This is a genomic window from Pseudomonas sp. EA_65y_Pfl2_P74 (assembly GCF_963970575.1).
In the GTDB taxonomy this organism is placed as follows: Bacteria; Pseudomonadota; Gammaproteobacteria; order Pseudomonadales; family Pseudomonadaceae; genus Aquipseudomonas; species Aquipseudomonas baetica_A.
In genome coordinates this window covers 64,922-82,782 of record NZ_CAXAOQ010000025.1, presented here as the reverse complement: position 1 = coordinate 82,782, position 17,861 = coordinate 64,922, and the positions used below count along the sequence as shown (strand labels likewise).

Below are 17,861 nucleotides of genomic sequence, written 5' to 3'. Positions count from 1 at the left end.
ACCGCTTTCGCGAGCAAGCCCGCGCCCACAGGGAAATCGTCGAACTTCCCGATATTGCGCCTTACTGGAGACATTCATGAGCCAGGCAGATTTCATCATCATCGGCGGCGGGATTGCCGGCGCCTCCACCGGTTTCTGGCTATCGCCGCATGCCAAAGTGATTGTGCTGGAACGTGAATCGCACCCGGCCTATCACTCCACCGGACGCTCCGCGGCGCTGTTCACCGCCGCTTACGGCACGCCGCAAGTACGCGCTCTGACGCAAGCCAGCCGCGCATTCTTCGACCACCCGCCCGCCGGTTTCTGCGAGCACCCATTGCTCACGCCACGCGGCGAAATGACCGTGGATTTCACCGGTGACGCCGCCGAACTGAGCAACCAGTACCTGAGCGCAAAAGCGACAGTGCCGCAGATGCAACTGCTCAGCGCCGACGAAGCGTGTGCACGGCTGCCGATCCTGCGCCGAGAAAAAGTCCACGGCGCGATCTACGATCCGAGCGCCAGCGACATTGATACTGACGCATTGCATCAGGGCTATCTGCGCGGTATCCGCCGGAACAATGGCGAAGTGCACACCGATTGCGAAGTGCTCAGTCTGAACCGCGATGCCGATGGCCTCTGGCAAGTGCAAACCCAGGATCAGACGTTCAGCGCGCCAGTGATCATCAACGCCGCCGGTGCCTGGGCCGACAAGATCGGCGAACTGGCCGGGGCAAAACCGCTGGGCCTGCAACCGAAGCGCCGCGCCGCGTTCATCTTTGCCGGTCCCGAAGGCGTCGACATTCATCACTGGCCCATGCTGGTCAGCCTCGACGAATCCTTCTACATGAAACCCGACGCCGGGATGTTTCTCGGCTCGCCAGCCAATGCCGACCCGGTCGAACCCCACGATGTACAGCCGGAAGAACTGGACATTGCCATGGGCATCTACCAGATCGAAGAAGCGACCACCCTGACCATCCGCCGACCGACCCGCACCTGGGCCGGACTGCGCAGCTTCGTCGCCGACGGCGACCTGATCAGTGGCTTCGATCAGCAAGTACCGGGGCTGTTCTGGGTCGCGGCGCAAGGCGGTTACGGCATTCAGACTTCACCGGCGATGGGTCAGGCCAGTGCGGCGCTGGTGCGCGGTCAGCCACTGCCTGAGCATCTGCACCAGTTCGGTCTGAGCAGCGCCATGCTCTCCCCTGCCCGGCTGTCTGAGCAACACCCCGGATGACGCGCTCCACCGATTCCGGCAAACTCGCAGCGCCTCCTGTTTACGGGGGCGCTGACGCTGCCTGGAGCTCCACTGTCATGACCGCCAACGAACTCGATCCGGCACTGGATAACTTCCGCGCCATCGCCGACGCCATCGCCACCCTGTTCTTCCCGCACGCCGAAGTGGTGCTGCACGACCTGCGCACGCAGAAAGTCGACTACATCGCCAACAACCTGTCGAAACGGGAAATCGGCGACGATTCATCACTGGAGGACATGCTCAGCGAGGAGGTCAGCGAGCGCAATATCGGCCCGTACGAAAAGTTGAATTGGGACGGTCAGAAAATTCGCAGCCTGAGTACCGTGCTGCGTGACAGCGAAGGCCATCCGCAGGCGGTGCTGTGCATCAATCTGAATATTTCGTTGTTCGAGAACGCCAAGGCCGCGCTGGACCTGTTTCTGTCGCCGAGCAAACTGATCCCGCAACCAGACTCATTGTTTCGCGATGACTGGCAGGAGCGCATCAACACCTTCCTGCACGCCTGGCTGCGTGAACGGCAACTGAGCCTGAATCTGCTGACCCGCGATCACAAGCGAGAACTGGTGCTGGCACTGCACGCCGAAGGCGCGTTCAAGGGCAAGAGCGCCTCGAACTACGTGGCCAATGTGCTGAACATGGGGCGGGCGACGGTGTACAAGCATTTGAAGGAATTGAAGGGCTAAAGATTTGCAGAGACCGTAGCGACCTTTTCGCGAGCAAGCTTGCCCCCACAGTGACCGAGCCGTACACAGGTTTCATGTACGACGCCATCACTGTGGGAGGCGGCTTGCTCCCGAAGGCGGATGATCAGTCGCCGTAGATATCGGACTTGAAATACTTCTCGGAAATCTTCTGATATTCGCCACTGGCGCGAATCCCGTCGATCGCGCTGTTCAACTCGCTGACCAATTCCTTATTGCCCTTGCGCACCGCAATCCCCGCGCCTTCGCCGACGTACTTCGGATCCTTCAACTCAGGCCCGACAAACGCATACCCCTTGCCACGCGGCATCGACAGAAAGTCATTCAGTGGAATGGTGTCAGCAAAAATCGCATCGAGGCGCCCGGCCGCCAGGTCCATGTAGATTTCTTCGTTGTTGCTGTAGCGCTTGACGTTGATGCCCTTGGGTTCAAACACCTCGGTCGCGTAACGGTCGGTGGTGGTTGCGCGCTGCACGCCGACGTTTTTGCCCTTGAGGCTGGCGTACTGGTCATCGACCGTGGCGCCTTCCTTCATCACCAGACGCGATGACGTGAAGTAGTACTTGTGGCTGAAATCCACCGATTTTTTGCGATCTTCGTTAATGGTCATGGACGACAGCGCCATGTCGATTTTCTTCACCTTCAGGGAAGGAATCAGACCGTCGAACTCACCTTCGACCCACACGCACTTGGCCTTCATCTGCGCACACAGGGCGTTACCGATGTCGTAGTCGAAACCAACGATTTCACCTTTGTCGGTTTTCGAGGCGAAGGGCGGGTAAGCGGCTTCGATGCCGATGCGCAGGGTTTTCTCGGCAGCGAATACGTTGCTGCACGCCAGCAGGCTGAACGCCAGACCGGTGATGAGGGGGAGCTTCTTCATATTCGTTCTCTCGCGGGTTGTTGTTGGTTTGGCAAGACAGAAGAAAGAATTGAAACAGGGGAATGCCTTTTTTGTACTTATAATTCCATACTGGACTTTAATGTATACATCGTCAATCGGGTGTGCGCAGATCGTAGCGGCCGGTGGTCGGGTGATTCAGGATGTTTATACGGTGAGACTGAGGGCCTTTTCGCGAGCAAACCCGCTCCCACAAAGGAACGCATTCCAATGTGGGAGCGGGCTTGCTCGCGAAGACTGACTTGAGGGTGACGCCGGTTTTAAACCTTCCAGCGATCTGCGGCGGCATGATCGCTGTCACGCCCCTCAACCCAACGTGGTCCGTCGCTGGTGTTTTCTTTCTTCCAGAACGGCGCACGGGTTTTGAGGTAGTCCATGACAAAGGCGCAAGCATCGAACGCGGCTTCACGGTGGGCGCTGGCGGCGCCGACGAACACAATCGGTTCACCCGGTTCCAGAGCACCAATGCGGTGCAGCACCTCCAGCTTCAACAACGGCCAGCGCTGTTCGGCTTCGACGGCAATTTTGCCAAGGGCCTTTTCGGTCATGCCCGGATAGTGTTCGAGGAACATCCCCGCTACATCCAGCCCATCATTGAAGTCGCGCACGTAGCCGACAAAACTCACCACGGCCCCGACCCCGACATTGGCCGCGTGCATCGCATTGACTTCAGCGCCCGGATCGAACGGCGTGGCCTGCACGCGAATCGCCATGGTTCAGCCTCCGGTCACGGTGGGAAAGAACGCCACTTCGTCACCCTCGGCCACCGGTTCGTCGAGCTGACAGAGGTCTTCGTTGCGCGCACACATGAGGTTCTGCTCGCCCAGCACGTCGGCGCCGTCACGCTGGACCAACAACGCACGCACGTCATCGACCGTGGCGAAATCACCTTCGACCTGCAGTGAGTCCATACCCAGCGCTTCACGGTATCGGGCAAAAAACTTTACGGTCAGGTTCATGGCTGCTCCGCCTGGAAATGCCCGCTCTTGCCGCCGACTTTCTCCAGCAAGCGCACGCTTTCGATGGTCATGCCGCGATCCACGGCTTTACACATGTCGTAGATGGTCAGGGCGGCGACGCTGGCAGCGGTCAGCGCTTCCATCTCCACACCGGTCTGGCCGGAGAGCTTGCATCGGGCAACGATACGCACGGCGTCATCGCCCTCAGCGCTGAGCTCGACTTTGACGCCGGTCAGCATCAGCGGGTGGCAAAGGGGAATCAGATCGCTGGTCTTCTTCGCTGCCTGAATGCCGGCAATACGCGCCACGGCGAACACATCACCCTTGGGATGGCCGCCGCTGACGATCATTTGCAGGGTTTCGGGGAGCATGCGCACCAGCGCCTGGGCCGTCGCTTCACGGAACGTCACGGCTTTTTCGGTGACGTCGACCATGTTGGCGCGACCTTGGGAATCGAGATGAGTCAGCACGGGATTACTCCTGATCAGGAGCGGGGATTGTAAACCTGCGAGTCAAATTTCCGCGAGTTTGATTACAGCCACACCGCAAATCTACTGAGGGAGCGGGCTTGCTCGCGAAAGCGCAGTGTCAGTCACCAGTAATATGGCCTGAGACACTGCCTTCGCGAGCAAGCCCCACATTTGGTTTTGTGTTTACCCATAAAAAACCGGGCGGCTGTTGGGCCGCCCGGTTTTGTTTGCGGGGTTACAGGTGCGATTCGGCGTATTCGGCCAGGATCGAGCGAGGCACCCCTTGCAGGGTGATGTGCACTCCGTTGGGGAAGTCTTTGAAGCGTTCGGTCAGGTACGTCAGCCCGGAGCTGGTCGCGGACAGGTAAGGCGTGTCGATCTGCGCCAGGTTGCCCAGGCACACCACTTTGGAGCCGGCGCCAGCCCGGGTGATGATGGTTTTCATCTGGTGCGGCGTGAGGTTCTGGCATTCGTCGATCAGGATCAGGCTTTGCTGGAAGCTGCGACCGCGAATGTAGTTAAGCGATTTGAATTGCAGCGGCACTTTGCTGAGGATGTAGTCGACGCTGCCATGGGTGTTTTCGTCATCCATGTGCAAGGCTTCGAGGTTGTCGGTGATGGCGCCCAGCCAAGGCTCCATTTTTTCCGCTTCGGTGCCGGGCAGGAAGCCGATTTCCTGATCCAGCCCTTGTACGCTGCGGGTCGCGATAATGCGGCGATAGCGCTTGCTGACCATGGTCTGCTCGATCGCAGCCGCCAGCGCCAGAATGGTTTTACCCGAACCGGCAGCCCCGGACAGGTTGACCAGATGGATGTCCGGGTCCAGCAGCGCGTACAGCGCCAGACTCTGATAGATGTCCCGTGGCTTGAGCCCCCAAGCCTCTTGATGGAGCAGCGGTTCCTGATGCAGGTCGAGGATCAGCAGCTTGTCTTCTTCGATCTCCTTGATCCAGCCGACAAAGCCCTGTTCGTCAATGATGAACTCGTTGATGTGGACCGCCGGCAGGTTGTCGATCAGTTGCACCTGATGCCAGGTGCGGCCGTGGTCCTGGCGGGTGTCGACCTTGCTCACGCGGTCCCAGAAAGAGCCGGTCATGTTGTGATAGCCGTTGGGCAGCAGGGAGACGTCATCGACCAGTTGGTCGGTGCTGTAGTCTTCGGCGGCAATGCCGCAGGCGCGCGCCTTGAGGCGCATGTTGATGTCTTTGGTGACCAGCACCACAGGTTTTTTCGGATCGCGCGCGTGCAGGTCGATCAACTGGTTGATGATTTTGTTGTCGTTCAGGTGCTCGGGCAGAATCAGATGCGGCTCGGCGTGCTTGCTCATCAAAATTGACAGCAAGCCCTTCGGCCCGCCCTTGCCGCGCTGGATCGGCACACCCAGTTCAACGTCTTCAGGGGACGCATCGCCCAGGGTCTTGTCGATCAGCCGGATGGCCTGACGGCATTCGGCGGCCACGCTGTGATGCCCGCTCTTGAGCTTGTCGAGCTCTTCCAGCACGGTCATCGGGATGGCGACGTGATGTTCTTCAAAGTTAAGCAGGGCGTTTGGATCGTGAATCAATACGTTGGTATCGAGTACATAAAGGATTGGCTGGTTGGAAGAAGGGCTACGTCCGTGATCATCCATACTCGGTCACCTTTGTGGGAGCCATTCGACGCAATACCTGGGCGGTGCTGCGCCTCGAAGTGACTACCGAATTCATCTGCGAAGCTCTCGGTGAGGAGCAGATGAACTGCACACAAAATGGGTCTTGGAAGACGCCACCTGTGTTGCAGGTTTCGGCGGTCTGTCTTCGTAATACTCCAAAACCCATGACATAAAAAAGCACTTTGACGGTTTTTTTAAGTTTATTTTGCAAAGTGACGAAAAGCCCTTGGCGGACTCTGTCGACACCGTTAGAGTCGGAAGTCCGCCTGCATCGATTCCTCGAAAAAAACCACCTCTAGCCCAATGTTTCCGGGCTTTTTCCGTTTTTCAGCGAAACCCGTCCTGGCAGTCTTCCCAACCAATGCCGCTTTGCGCGGTTTGCGTGATCAGCCACGGTAGCGAGGTCTTCACTGCATCCTGTTTCATGTTGAAATTGATCACCCCGTGCCGCCACAACAACATCAGGGTCAGCACTCGCTGCGCGCTTGGGTTGCCCTTGAGCTTGCCCGCACCGTCCTGGGCATCGATGTCCCACAGCGCCACGTGCAGGCCCTGGGTATTGAAGAACCCTTGTGCGTCGCTGCGGCGCTGACCTTCCGGTGGACGGAACAGCGGCACGTAGTTTTCCGGCAACTTGTTCCTCACCAGATCGGCGCTGCGGCGCACCGAATCCTGCCAGTCCTGCCAGTAGCTATGGGAGCGGAACTCCCAACCCTGCACGCCTACGCACTGTTGAGAGAACGCCGCTTGCAGGCTGCTCACCGAACGATCGGCCAGCCGCGCCTGGATATCCTTGCCGAGCATGAAGAAAGTACCGCTCAAGTTTGCCTTGCGCAGGTACTCGGTGAGCCAGTCGGTGTTGTCCGGTTGCACATTGGCAGCGCTGTCGAACGTCAGCAGAAACAGCCGGTCGTGCATCTCGTCGCCATTACGCTCGTAGTCGCCAAAACGATCGAATTCATTGCTGGTCTGCGGTGACAGCGCAGCCTTGCGCATCAGCTCGTCCAGATACTGCAAATGGAAGATCCGGCTCGGCTCTGCCCACTGGGTGTAAAAACTGTCGTCACTGACCACAAACTTGGCGGCCTGCTCGCGCAACGTCGGCAAGTCCTCAACGAGGAAGCAGAACGAGGCATCCTGATCGCAGCTTTGCTGGGCGTAGTTATAGCTGCTCAGCAAGCGCTGCCAGAGACGCTGGCGCAGGCTGTTGATCGCGTCGATATTGACTGTACGCAGCCCCAGGCGCTGAGCCAGTGCAGCTTCGCCCATGGACTCGGTGCCGAGCAAACCGCGAGCGAACATAAGGATTTCCGCACGCGAAGCGACATCGAACAGGGTCGGGCTGGTCAGTTGCTCAGGCCAAGTGCTGCGATCCAGCGTCGCCACATCGCCCGGCGCCGCGACGGCACCGAAGCTCAATAGCCACGCGGTGAATAAAAGAACAATGCGCAAAGAGGTGTCTCCATAACAAAACCCGCGCGGCACTATAGCTGATCCCGCCCGACTTCCCGCACTCCCCCATCCCCTTCGCAAGCAAGCCCGCTCCCACCGGGGTTACGCTGCAGGCCGTCGATCACCTATGGACTTGATAGCTGGAGTCATCCGCTCCAACCCCCTAGAATCGCCCCCACGATTAAAGGAGACGACTTCATGCTGATGGTGATTTCCCCCGCCAAGACCCTCGACTACGAAACACCGCCGGCGACCCAGCGCTTTACCCAGCCGCAATACCTCGACCACTCCCAGGAGCTGATCCAGCAGTTGCGCGAACTGAGCCCGGCGCAGATCAGCGAACTGATGCACGTTTCCGACAAGATCGGCGGCCTCAACGCCGCGCGTTTCGGCAGCTGGACGCCCGCCTTCACCGCGGAAAACGCCAAGCAAGCCCTGCTCGCGTTCAAGGGTGACGTGTACACCGGTCTCGACGCGCAGTCCTTCAGCGAAGCCCAGTTCGACTACGCGCAAAAGCACCTGCGCATGCTCTCCGGCCTTTATGGCCTGCTGCGTCCACTGGACCTGATGCAACCGTATCGCCTGGAAATGGGCACCAAACTGGCCAACGCCCGTGGCAAGGATCTGTACGCCTTTTGGGGCACGCGCATCAGCGAATGGCTGAACCAGGCGCTCGCAGATCAGGGCGACGACGTGCTGCTCAACCTGGCCTCCAACGAGTACTTCTCGGCGGTCAAACGCAGCGCCCTGAACGCGCGGATCATCAACACCGAGTTCAAGGACCAGAAGAACGGCCAGTACAAGATCATCAGTTTCTACGCGAAAAAGGCCCGAGGCCTGATGAGCCGTTTCGTGATCCAGGAAAAAATCAACGACCCAGCCCTGCTCAAGCAATTCGATGTGCAGGGTTATCGCTACAGTACCGAGCAATCGAAACCGGACACGCTGGTGTTCTTGCGCGACCACGCCCCCGAATAAAGCATGCTCAATGCACGACGCTTTCTATAAAGAGTCGTGCATTGAGCACGATGTCAAAAATCCCTCCCTCGATATCGCCATTTTAATGGCGCCATAAAATCAACACCCTCTTTTCTAATATTAGTTTCACTCGACACTCTTCATTTTTTTCAGTAGTGGCACCTGAATTTTTTCACGGTAGTGGCACAAAACTATCTAACGTGATTATTCGCCTGTTAATAAAGGTCGAAAACGAAAGTGCTATCAAATTGAGATTAGTGCCATCTTTGACAATATTTCAAGAAATTTCAGATTTCGCGATGAGCGGGCTGGAACTATGTCCAAATGCATAGCTCATACCACCGGTAACGATTCTCGCCGAGTTTGTACGAGATAACTTACGCTAGGCAGATAGCCATGTAACCAAGTTGTCACAGCAACTTGCCTAGATGACTAACTAGTCTGAAAGCAACTTGATGGACAGGAGATAAGCACCATTAACATCCCCTGCAAGGCCATGGCCGCGCCCCTGTAAACGTGCTCGTCTGAGCACCCAACCGCTTGATACACAAGGCTTAAACCTGAGATCAAGCGCGTAAAAACGACTGTACCAAGATCTTCAAACATGAAGATTGGCTGCAAAACAGGGCACGTCATAACAACAAGGCCTGGTTGCGCACATCTTGAGTGCACTTATTTAGACACTCGAAACTTAGTATGCCTGCACACGGCATTGTGGCGCCTGTATGCCGCACTTTCGAGTGCACTAATGAACGCTGAACACCATTAACTCCGGCCCTCTAACGGCCTGATATATACAGAGGTAATTGCGATGCGCATCAGCATATTTGGTTTGGGTTACGTTGGCGCAGTGTGTGCCGGTTGCCTGTCTGCACGGGGCCATGACGTGGTTGGCGTCGATGTTGCCAAAGACAAGATCGACATGATCAACGCCGGCAAATCGCCGATTGTTGAACCGGGCCTGGGCGAACTTCTGGCACAGGGTGTCCAGACCGGTCGTCTGCGTGGCACGACCAACTTCGCCGAGGCGATTCGTGACACCGATCTGTCGATGATTTGCGTCGGCACGCCGAGCAAGAAGAACGGCGATCTGGAACTGAACTACATCGAAGCGGTGTGCCGCGAGATCGGTTTTGTCCTGCGAGAAAAAACCACCCGCCACACCATCGTCGTTCGCAGCACCGTACTGCCGGGCACCGTTGCCAACGTGGTGATCCCGATCCTGGAAGACTGCTCCGGCAAGAAGGCCGGCGTTGATTTCGGCGTCGCGGTCAACCCGGAATTCCTGCGTGAATCCACCGCCATCGCCGACTACGACCTGCCACCGATGACCGTCATCGGCGAGTTCGACAAGGCTTCGGGCGACGTTCTGCAAGCGCTGTATGAAGAACTCGACGCGCCAATCATCCGCAAGGACATCGCCGTCGCCGAGATGATCAAGTACACCTGCAACGTCTGGCACGCGACCAAAGTGACCTTCGCCAACGAGATCGGCAACATCGCCAAAGCCGTCGGCGTCGATGGCCGTGAAGTGATGGACGTGGTCTGCCAGGACAAGACCCTCAACCTGTCCCAGTACTACATGCGTCCGGGCTTCGCGTTCGGCGGCTCGTGCCTGCCCAAAGACGTGCGTGCCCTGACCTACCGCGCCGGCTCCCTGGACGTCGAAGCGCCGCTGCTCAACTCGCTGATGCGCAGCAACGAATCGCAAGTGCAGAACGCCTTCGACATCGTTGAAAGCCATGACAAACGCAAAGTCGCCCTGCTCGGTTTGAGCTTCAAGGCCGGCACCGATGACCTGCGCGAAAGCCCGCTGGTTGAGCTGGCTGAAATGCTGATCGGCAAGGGTTACGACCTGAGCATCTACGACAGCAACGTCGAGTACGCCCGTGTTCACGGCGCGAACAAGGACTACATCGAATCGAAGATTCCGCATGTGTCGTCCCTGCTCAACGCGGACTTCGACTCGGTCATCGATAACTCCGACGTGATCATCCTCGGCAACCGCGACGAGAAATTCCGTTCGCTGGCCCAGCAAGCACCGCACGGCAAACAGGTCATCGATCTGGTCGGTTTCATGGCCAAAGCCACCGACGCCGGCACGCGCACCGAAGGCATTTGCTGGTAACGCAGCCCTAAGCGAAAAGCCTCGAGCTGCGGCTTACAGCTCGAGGCTTGCAGCTCGAAGCCTCCAATACCTTCGGATGACGTTGATGACCAAGCTCAAACATTTTTTTCTGCAATCCGCCGGCTGGCTTTTCTATTTGAGTCTGCTGATGGGCCTGGCCTTGATGCTGCCCGCGTCCACATTCGACTCCGAGTCGAAGGACTTCATTTTCCTGATTGGCGCCGTGGGTATCTGGCGCTACTCGATGGGTGCAACGCACTTTGTGCGCGGCATGATTTTTCTCTACATCGTTTATCCGCACCTGCGCCGTAAAGTGCGCAAGCTGGGTAAAGCAGCGGACCCCTCGCATGTGTTTCTGATGGTCACCAGTTTCCGTATCGACGCGCTCACCACCGCGCAGGTCTACAGCTCGGTGATCCGCGAAGCCATCGACTGCGAACTGCCGACCACTGTGGTCTGCTCGATCGTCGAAATGTCCGATGAGCTGTTGGTGAAAGCGTTGTGGGCGCGGATGAATCCGCCCGAACGCGTCAAGCTCGACTTCGTGCGCATTCCCGGCACCGGCAAACGTGATGGCCTGGCCTACGGTTTCCGCGCGATCTCCCGTCACCTGCCGGACGACCGCGCCGTGGTCGCCGTGATCGATGGCGACACCGTGCTCGGCGAAGGCACCGTGCGCAAGACCGTGCCGTGGTTTCAGTTGTTCGGCAACGTCGGCGGCCTGACCACCAACGAGTTCTGCGAAGTGCGCGGCGGCTACATCATGAGCGAATGGCACAAGCTGCGCTTCGCCCAGCGTCACATCAACATGTGTTCGATGGCCCTGTCCAAGCGCGTACTGACCATGACCGGGCGCATGTCGGTGTTCCGCGCCACCGTGGTGACCAACCCGGAATTCATCGCCGACGTGGAGAGCGACTCGCTGCAGCACTGGCGCCTGGGTCGTTTCAAGTTTTTGACCGGCGACGACAAGTCGAGCTGGTTCAGCCTGATGCGTCTGGGTTACGACACCTTTTACGTGCCTGACGCGGCGATCAACACCGTTGAACATCCGCCGGAAAAGAGCTTCATCAAGGCCAGCCGCAAACTCATGTTCCGCTGGTACGGCAACAACCTGCGGCAGAACTCCCGCGCGTTGGGTCTGGGTGTGAAACGCCTCGGCGCCTTCACCTCGGTGGTGCTGTTTGATCAGCGCGTATCGATGTGGACGTCCTTGCTCGGCCTGACCGTGGCGATCATCGCCAGCTTCAAGTACGGCACTGCATTCATTCTGGTTTACCTGCTGTGGATCGGCATCACCCGCCTGATTCTGACCTTGCTGTTGTCCTGCTCCGGTCACCGGATCGGCCCGGCTTATCCGGCGATTCTCTATTACAACCAGATCGTCGGTGCGCTGGTGAAGATCTACGTGTTCTTCCGCCTCGACCAACAGTCCTGGACTCGCCAGCCCACGTCCCTGACCCGTGATCTCGCCAGCTTTCAACGTTGGTTCAACACCTGGTCGTCTCGGACCATGACCTTCTCCGCCGGCAGCATTTTCGTCGCCGTGCTGCTGATGATGGTCTGACCCGCCCCTCTTGAATTAACAAGGAAATCGCCCCTATGAATACCGCCGTCAACGCCAATGTAGTGCATGAATCCGAAGCCCAGCGTCAGCACGCCCGCGTGAAAATCCCGGCCAAACTGCGTTTCTTCGGCCCTGACCGGGCGCCCGTTGAAACGCGGGTCCTGGACCTCTCGGCCGGCGGCCTGGCGTTCAACGCCGGGCAACTGCCGCTGACTATTGGCGAGGTGTACAAGGCCCGCCTGCAATTTGTCATCGACAACCTCGGCCTGGCCATGGACGTTGAACTGCAGGTTCGCTCTTACGACCGCCCGAGCGGTCGCGTTGGCTGCCAGTTTCAGAACCTTGAGCCGCAGGATATCTCCACCCTGCGCCACTTGATCACCTCGCACCTGGCTGGCGACATCGTCAGCATGGGTGAAGTGCTGGCGACCCTGCAGCGCGACAACTTCACCAAGGCCCGCAAGGTCAAGGACAGCGGCTCCGGCATGACGCCGTTCGGCCGTTTGAAGGCCGTGACGTTCAGCGCCGGTGTTTTTGTCGTCGGCCTGGTCGCCGCCGGTTTCATTTTCAAATCGGTGTACGGCATGTACTTCGTCAGCCACGCGCAGGCTGGCCTGGTCAGCGTGCCGGGGATGAACATCACCATGCCGCGTGACGGCACCGTGCAGAGCCTGGTCAAGTCCGACGGCGTCGCCGCCAAAGGTGCACCACTGGCGACGTTCAGCACCAGCATGCTTGACGTGCTCAAGGGCCACCTGGAAGAAGACCAGTTGACCCCGGCCAAGGTCGAGGAACTGTTCGGCAAGCAAATGACCGGCACCCTGACTTCGCCGTGCGACTGCACCGTGGCTCAGCAACTGGTGGCCGACGGTCAATACGCGAGCAAGGGCGACGTGATCTTCCAACTGGTGCCGCGCAACACCCAGGCCACCGTTGATGCGCGGTTCTCCTATCGCCAGTTCGGCGACGTGCGTCCGGGTACGCCTGTGAGCTTCCAGATCGCCGGCGAAGACCAGACCCGCACCGGCAAGATTGTCAGCAGCACCAGCCTGAAAAGCGCAGACCTGTCCTCCGACATCCGCGTGCAGATCCAGCCTGACGAGCCGCTCGACAGCCGCTTCGCCGGCCGCCCGGTGGAAGTGAACAGCGACCGGGGCCCGAACCTGAACTGGCTGATCGACAAAGCCATGGCTGCCGGTCTTTAAGTCGAGGACATGCCTGTGACGATTCCTGTTTTGTTGAACACGCCGCAGCCCTTGTGGGAGCGGGCTTGCTCGCGAATGCGGTTGAACATTCAAAATCAATGTGGGCTGGCACACCGCTTTCGCGAGCAAGCCCGCTCCCACATGGGGCCGCTGTGTGCAGTGGCATTGGCGGTCAGTCTGGCCGGTTGCGCCGGCCTGCCCGACCAGCGCCTGGCCAACGAAGCACTCAAGCGTGGCGACACCGCCACCGCTGCGCAGAACTATCAGCAACTGGCCGATCTGGGTTACAGCGAAGCGCAAGTGGGCCTGGCAGATATTCAGGTCGACAGCCACGACCCCGAGCAAATGAAACAGGCCGAAGCGACTTACCGCGCAGCGGCCAGTGTTTCATCGCGAGCCCAGGCGCGACTCGGCCGCTTGCTGGTAGCCAAACCCGGTTCCACCGAAGCCGAGCGTCAGGAGGCCGAAAGCCTGCTGAAAAAGGCGGCCGCCCAAGGCGAAGGCAACACGTTGATCCCGCTGGCGATGCTGTACCTGCAATACCCGCACAGTTTTCCGAACATCAACGCTCAGCAACAGATCGATCAGTGGCGCCAATCCGGTTACCCCGAGGCGGGTCTGGCCCAAGTGCTGCTCTATCGCACCCAAGGCACTTACGACCAGCATCTGGATGACGTGGAAAGAATATGCAAAGCCGCGCTCAACACCACCGACATCTGCTACGTCGAACTGGCCACGGTCTATCAGAAACGTGCCCAGCCTGAACAACAGGCCGAGCTGATCAAGCAGATGCAGGCCGGTTACAGCCGTGGCACCGTCACCGCTCAACGCGTCGATTCGGTCGCCCGTGTGCTGGCCGATCCGACCCTGGGCACGACCGACGAAAAAACCGCGCAGTCGTTGCTCGAACCGATTGCTCCGGGCTACCCGGCATCGTGGGTGACGCTTGCGCAATTGCTCTACGACTTCCCGGAACTGGGCGACATCGATCAGATGATGCAGTACCTGGATAACGGCCGCGCCGCCGACCAGCCGCGTGCCGAACTGTTGCTGGGCAAGCTCTACTACGAAGGCAAAATGGTCCCGCCCGATGCGAAAGTCGCCGAGGAACATTTCCAGAAAGCCGTCGGCCGCGAAGTCGCCGCCGATTACTACCTCGGCCAGATCTATCGCCGTGGTTACCTGGGCAAGGTCTATCCGCAGAAGGCTCTCGACCACTTGCTGACCGCTGCGCGCAACGGCCAGAACAGCGCCGACTTCGCCATCGCCCAACTGTTCTCCCAAGGCAAAGGCACCCAGCCCGACCCGGTCAACGCCTATGTGTTCAGCCAATTGGCCAAGGCGCAAAACACCCCGCAAGCCAATGAACTGGCCGCCACCCTCGAGGCGCAATTGCCGCCCGAGCGTCTGGCCCAAGCCCAGCGCCTGCTGCAGCAAGAGCAGGCCAGTCGTGGTGCCCTGAACCCGAACACGCTGCAACTGCACGCCCTGCAAGAAGAAGACGGCGAGGAAAAACTATGAAGCTCAATCCATTCGTGAAGGCCGGCATTGGCCTCACTTTCGCGCTGATCTGGTCTTGCCCGACACTGGCTGCGATGACTGAAAGCAAAAACTTCGGCCTGGAAGTGAAAATCACCGGCCAGTCCGAAGACGACCGCGACCTCGGCACCGCCGGTGGCGGCGACGTCAACGGCCTCGGGCTCGACCTGCGTCCGTGGGTCTACGGCGAAAGCGGCGCGTGGAGCGCCTACGCCATGGGTCAGGCCGTGACCTCGACCGACATCATCGAGACCGACACCCTGCAGCAGTCCGACAGCGAAGGTACGCAGACCACCGACAACGGTGACCGCAAGACCAAGAAAAACTACTTGGCAATGCGCGAGTTCTGGGTCGGCTACAGCGGCCTCACCCCTTACCCGGGCGAGATGCTCAAGTTCGGTCGCCAGCGCCTGCGCAATGACGACGGCCAATGGCGCGACACCAACATCGAAGCGCTGAACTGGACCTTCGACACCACCCTGTTGCGCGCCAACGCCGGTGTTGCCGAACGCTTCAGCGAATACCGCACCGACCTCAAAGAGCTGGCGCCCAAAGACAAGGATCGCCTGCACGCCTACGCCGATGCCGCTTACCAGTGGACACCGGGGCAATGGGTCGGCATTCGCGGTCACCACACCCACGACGACGGCAAGCTCGATTACGCCGAACCGGGCGTGCCCCGCGACTCGCTGGACAAGACCGAGAACGGCGACATCAGTTGGCTCGGCCTGACCGCCGACAGCGACGCCTACAACTGGCGCAACACCAACACCGTCAACTATTGGGGCAGCATCACCGGCATGAGCGGCGAGCGCGACACGATCAACGCCCTCAACGCCGATGGCTCACGCCCGGCGCAAGCCAAACGCAGCGATGACGTCAATGGCTGGGCCACAGACATTGGTGTGCGTCTGCGCCTCGATCCGCAATGGCAGGTCGGTGCCGCGTATGCCCGCGCCAGCGCCGATTACGAACAGAACGGCCTGGAAAGCAACCGCTCGAACTACACCGGTACGCGTTCGCGCGTTCACCGTTTCGGCGAAGCCTTCCGTGGCGAAATAAACAACATGCAGACCGCCACCCTGTTCGGTTCGTGGATGCTCAACGACGAGTACGACGCCAGCCTGATCTACCACAAGTTCTGGCGTGTCGACGGTAGCAAACCGGTCGGCAGCAACGGCATCAACGCCGTGCAAAACAACACCGACGACGTCACTGGCGCGATCCTTTCCAGCACCTCTTTGCCGCTTGAAGACGGCAACAAGGATCTGGGTCAGGAGATGGATCTGGTGGTCACCAAGTACTTCAAACAAGGCCTGTTGCCGGCGGCGTTGAGCCAGTCGATCGACGAACCTTCGGCGCTGGTGCGTTTGCGTGGTGGCGTGTTCAAGCCGGGCGACGCCTACGGCAAGCAGGTTGATTCGTACATGCACCGCGCGTTCATCGACGTGATCTGGCGCTTCTGATGCAAACCGCGAAGGGAGTGCCCGACATGAATAACGCAAGGAAAGGCTCGCTCAGCCTGTTGGCCGGCGCCCTGCTGCTGTCCTCCGCTGGCGCCTTCGCCACCGGTGCGCCGGCAAAGCCTGTCACCGTTGCCAAAGAGTTGCAGCAAGCCAAGACCTATACCGTCAGCAGCGCGCCGACCGAGGAACTGGAACTGGCCAGGCCGACACTGCCCGACCTCTCCGGCTACACCGCCGAAGCCGCCGCCGCGAAAATCGTCCGTAGCCAACCGGGCAAGATCAGCGTGCGCCGGATGATGCAGGAAGACGCCCTGAAGGACTTCATCGGCGGCGACAACAAAATGGCTGAATGGGTGGTGCGTCAGCACGGCATCCCGCAGGCGATCTTCGTCGACGACGGCTACATGAACCTCAAAGAGTTGGCGCAGAAGCTGCCCAAGCAGTACTTCAGCGAAACCTCACCGGGCGTGTACCTGGCCAAATTGCCGATCGTGGTTGGCCGTAAAGGCATCCTCGAAATCGACGGCCAGACCCAGGAGCTGCGCCTGTCACAAGAGGCCGGTTCGTTCCTGGTCAACGACGGCCAGTTGTTTGTGCGTGACACCAAAGTCACGGGCTGGCGCGAGAAGGACAACGGCCCGGCGACCTTCCGTTCGCCGAAGGAATTCCGGCCGTTCCTGCTCGCCTGGGGTGGCACCGAGACCTACATCGTCAACAGCAAAATGGCCAGTTTCGGCTACGCCAACAGTAAGTCGTACGGGGTGAGCATTTCCCAGTACACGCCGAACATGGCCAAGGTACTCAAGCGTCCCGAGCCCACCGGCTGGATCGTCGGTTCCGAGTTCTCGGACATGTGGTACGGCTTCTACTGCTACGAGACCCGCGACTTCGTGGTCAAGGGCAACACCTACAAAGACAACATCGTCTACGGCATCGACCCGCATGACCGCTCGCACGGCCTGATCATTGCCCAGAACACCGTTCACGGCACGAAGAAGAAGCACGGGATCATCATTTCCCGTGAGGTCAACGACAGCTTCATCTTCAACAACAAAAGCTACGACAACCACCTCTCGGGCCTGGTGATCGACCGTAACAGCGTCAACAACATCGTGGCCTACAACGAGATCTACAAGAACCACACCGACGGCATCACCCTCTACGAGTCCGCCGACAACCTGCTGTGGGGCAACAAGGTCATCAGCAACAAGCGCCACGGCATCCGCATTCGTAACAGCGTGAACATCCGCCTCTACGAGAACATCGCCATGGCCAACGGCCTGACCGGCGTCTACGGCCACATCAAAGACCTGACCGACACCGACCGTGACATCAAGCTCGACCCGTTCGACGCCCAGGTCTCGCTGATCGTGGTGGGCGGTGAACTCGCGGCCAACGGCAGCGGCCCGCTGTCGATCGATTCGCCCTTGAGTGTCGAGCTGTATCGCGTGTCGATGCTGGCGCCGACCAAATCCAGCGGCATCAGCTTCAACGGCATCCTCGGCGAGCGCCAGGATGAAATTCTCGACCTGCTGGTGCGCCAGCAGAAAGCCGTGCTGATCGACCCTGTCGAACGCCAGACCGAACTGCAGGACTGAGGATAA

The 17,861-nt window shown here is 59.3% G+C and carries 15 protein-coding genes; 9 read left to right on the top strand and 6 right to left on the bottom strand.

All coding sequences use genetic code 11. The features are described 5' to 3' along the window. Positions 1 to 76 precede the first annotated feature (76 nt). Positions 77 to 1,219, top strand: a complete 1,143-nt coding sequence (locus AACY18_RS19880) for an NAD(P)/FAD-dependent oxidoreductase (RefSeq protein WP_339465859.1) — start codon at positions 77 to 79, stop codon at positions 1,217 to 1,219. Positions 1,220 to 1,296: 77 nt separating this feature from the next. Beyond that, the gene (locus AACY18_RS19875; RefSeq protein WP_339432079.1) at positions 1,297 to 1,923 is read left to right on the top strand and encodes a helix-turn-helix transcriptional regulator; all 627 of its coding nucleotides are present in this window, start codon (positions 1,297 to 1,299) and stop codon (positions 1,921 to 1,923) included. A gap of 124 nt (positions 1,924 to 2,047) precedes the next feature. Here AACY18_RS19875 and AACY18_RS19870 read toward each other — a convergent pair whose 3' ends face one another. From AACY18_RS19870 to AACY18_RS19845, 6 genes are all read right to left on the bottom strand, one after another. Continuing rightward, positions 2,048 to 2,824, bottom strand: a complete 777-nt coding sequence (locus tag AACY18_RS19870; protein WP_339432078.1) for an ABC transporter substrate-binding protein — start codon at positions 2,822 to 2,824, stop codon at positions 2,048 to 2,050. Between the two features lie 278 nt (positions 2,825 to 3,102). Next, a complete protein-coding gene (gene moaE, locus AACY18_RS19865) occupies positions 3,103 to 3,555 on the bottom strand; it encodes a molybdopterin synthase catalytic subunit MoaE (RefSeq protein ID WP_339432077.1) in 453 nt (150 codons plus the stop codon). A 3-nt stretch (positions 3,556 to 3,558) separates the two neighbouring features. Then, on the bottom strand, positions 3,559 to 3,801 hold the full coding sequence (locus AACY18_RS19860) for a MoaD/ThiS family protein (protein ID WP_339432076.1): 243 nt from the start codon (positions 3,799 to 3,801) through the stop codon (positions 3,559 to 3,561). Continuing rightward, the gene (moaC, locus tag AACY18_RS19855) at positions 3,798 to 4,271 is read right to left on the bottom strand and encodes a cyclic pyranopterin monophosphate synthase MoaC (RefSeq protein WP_221729944.1); all 474 of its coding nucleotides are present in this window, start codon (positions 4,269 to 4,271) and stop codon (positions 3,798 to 3,800) included. The genes AACY18_RS19860 and moaC overlap by 4 nt, the downstream gene beginning before the upstream one ends. Positions 4,272 to 4,506: 235 nt before the next feature. Further along, complete coding sequence (locus AACY18_RS19850; protein WP_339432075.1) at positions 4,507 to 5,901, bottom strand: PhoH family protein; 1,395 nt, start codon at positions 5,899 to 5,901, stop codon at positions 4,507 to 4,509. A gap of 348 nt (positions 5,902 to 6,249) precedes the next feature. Further along, positions 6,250 to 7,374: a polysaccharide deacetylase family protein gene (locus tag AACY18_RS19845; RefSeq protein ID WP_339432074.1), complete on the bottom strand. Its 1,125-nt coding sequence runs from the start codon at positions 7,372 to 7,374 to the stop codon at positions 6,250 to 6,252. 198 nt (positions 7,375 to 7,572) lie between these two features. Here AACY18_RS19845 and yaaA point away from each other — a divergent pair, with 198 nt between their 5' ends. The 7 genes from yaaA to algG all read left to right on the top strand — a co-directional run bounded on the left by yaaA (position 7,573) and on the right by algG (position 17,855). Beyond that, a complete protein-coding gene (yaaA, locus tag AACY18_RS19840) occupies positions 7,573 to 8,352 on the top strand; it encodes a peroxide stress protein YaaA (RefSeq protein WP_339432073.1) in 780 nt (259 codons plus the stop codon). 811 nt (positions 8,353 to 9,163) lie between these two features. Beyond that, positions 9,164 to 10,480, top strand: a complete 1,317-nt coding sequence (locus AACY18_RS19835; protein WP_339465858.1) for a nucleotide sugar dehydrogenase — start codon at positions 9,164 to 9,166, stop codon at positions 10,478 to 10,480. Positions 10,481 to 10,565: 85 nt separating this feature from the next. Beyond that, positions 10,566 to 12,047 carry a mannuronan synthase gene (gene alg8, locus AACY18_RS19830; protein ID WP_339432071.1) on the top strand — a complete coding sequence of 494 codons (1,482 nt, stop codon included), beginning with the start codon at positions 10,566 to 10,568 and terminating at the stop codon, positions 12,045 to 12,047. A gap of 35 nt (positions 12,048 to 12,082) precedes the next feature. Beyond that, positions 12,083 to 13,252 carry an alginate biosynthesis protein Alg44 gene (locus AACY18_RS19825; RefSeq protein ID WP_339432070.1) on the top strand — a complete coding sequence of 390 codons (1,170 nt, stop codon included), beginning with the start codon at positions 12,083 to 12,085 and terminating at the stop codon, positions 13,250 to 13,252. A 15-nt stretch (positions 13,253 to 13,267) separates the two neighbouring features. After that, on the top strand, positions 13,268 to 14,773 hold the full coding sequence (gene algK, locus AACY18_RS19820) for an alginate biosynthesis TPR repeat lipoprotein AlgK (RefSeq protein ID WP_339432069.1): 1,506 nt from the start codon (positions 13,268 to 13,270) through the stop codon (positions 14,771 to 14,773). Then, positions 14,770 to 16,257, top strand: coding sequence for an alginate export family protein (locus AACY18_RS19815; protein ID WP_339465857.1), 1,488 nt, complete (start codon positions 14,770 to 14,772; stop codon positions 16,255 to 16,257). The genes algK and AACY18_RS19815 overlap by 4 nt, the downstream gene beginning before the upstream one ends. A 26-nt stretch (positions 16,258 to 16,283) precedes the next feature. Further along, positions 16,284 to 17,855 (top strand): mannuronan 5-epimerase AlgG, encoded by a 1,572-nt coding sequence (gene algG, locus AACY18_RS19810; protein WP_339465855.1) that lies wholly within the window; start codon positions 16,284 to 16,286, stop codon positions 17,853 to 17,855. Positions 17,856 to 17,861: the final 6 nt, after the last annotated feature.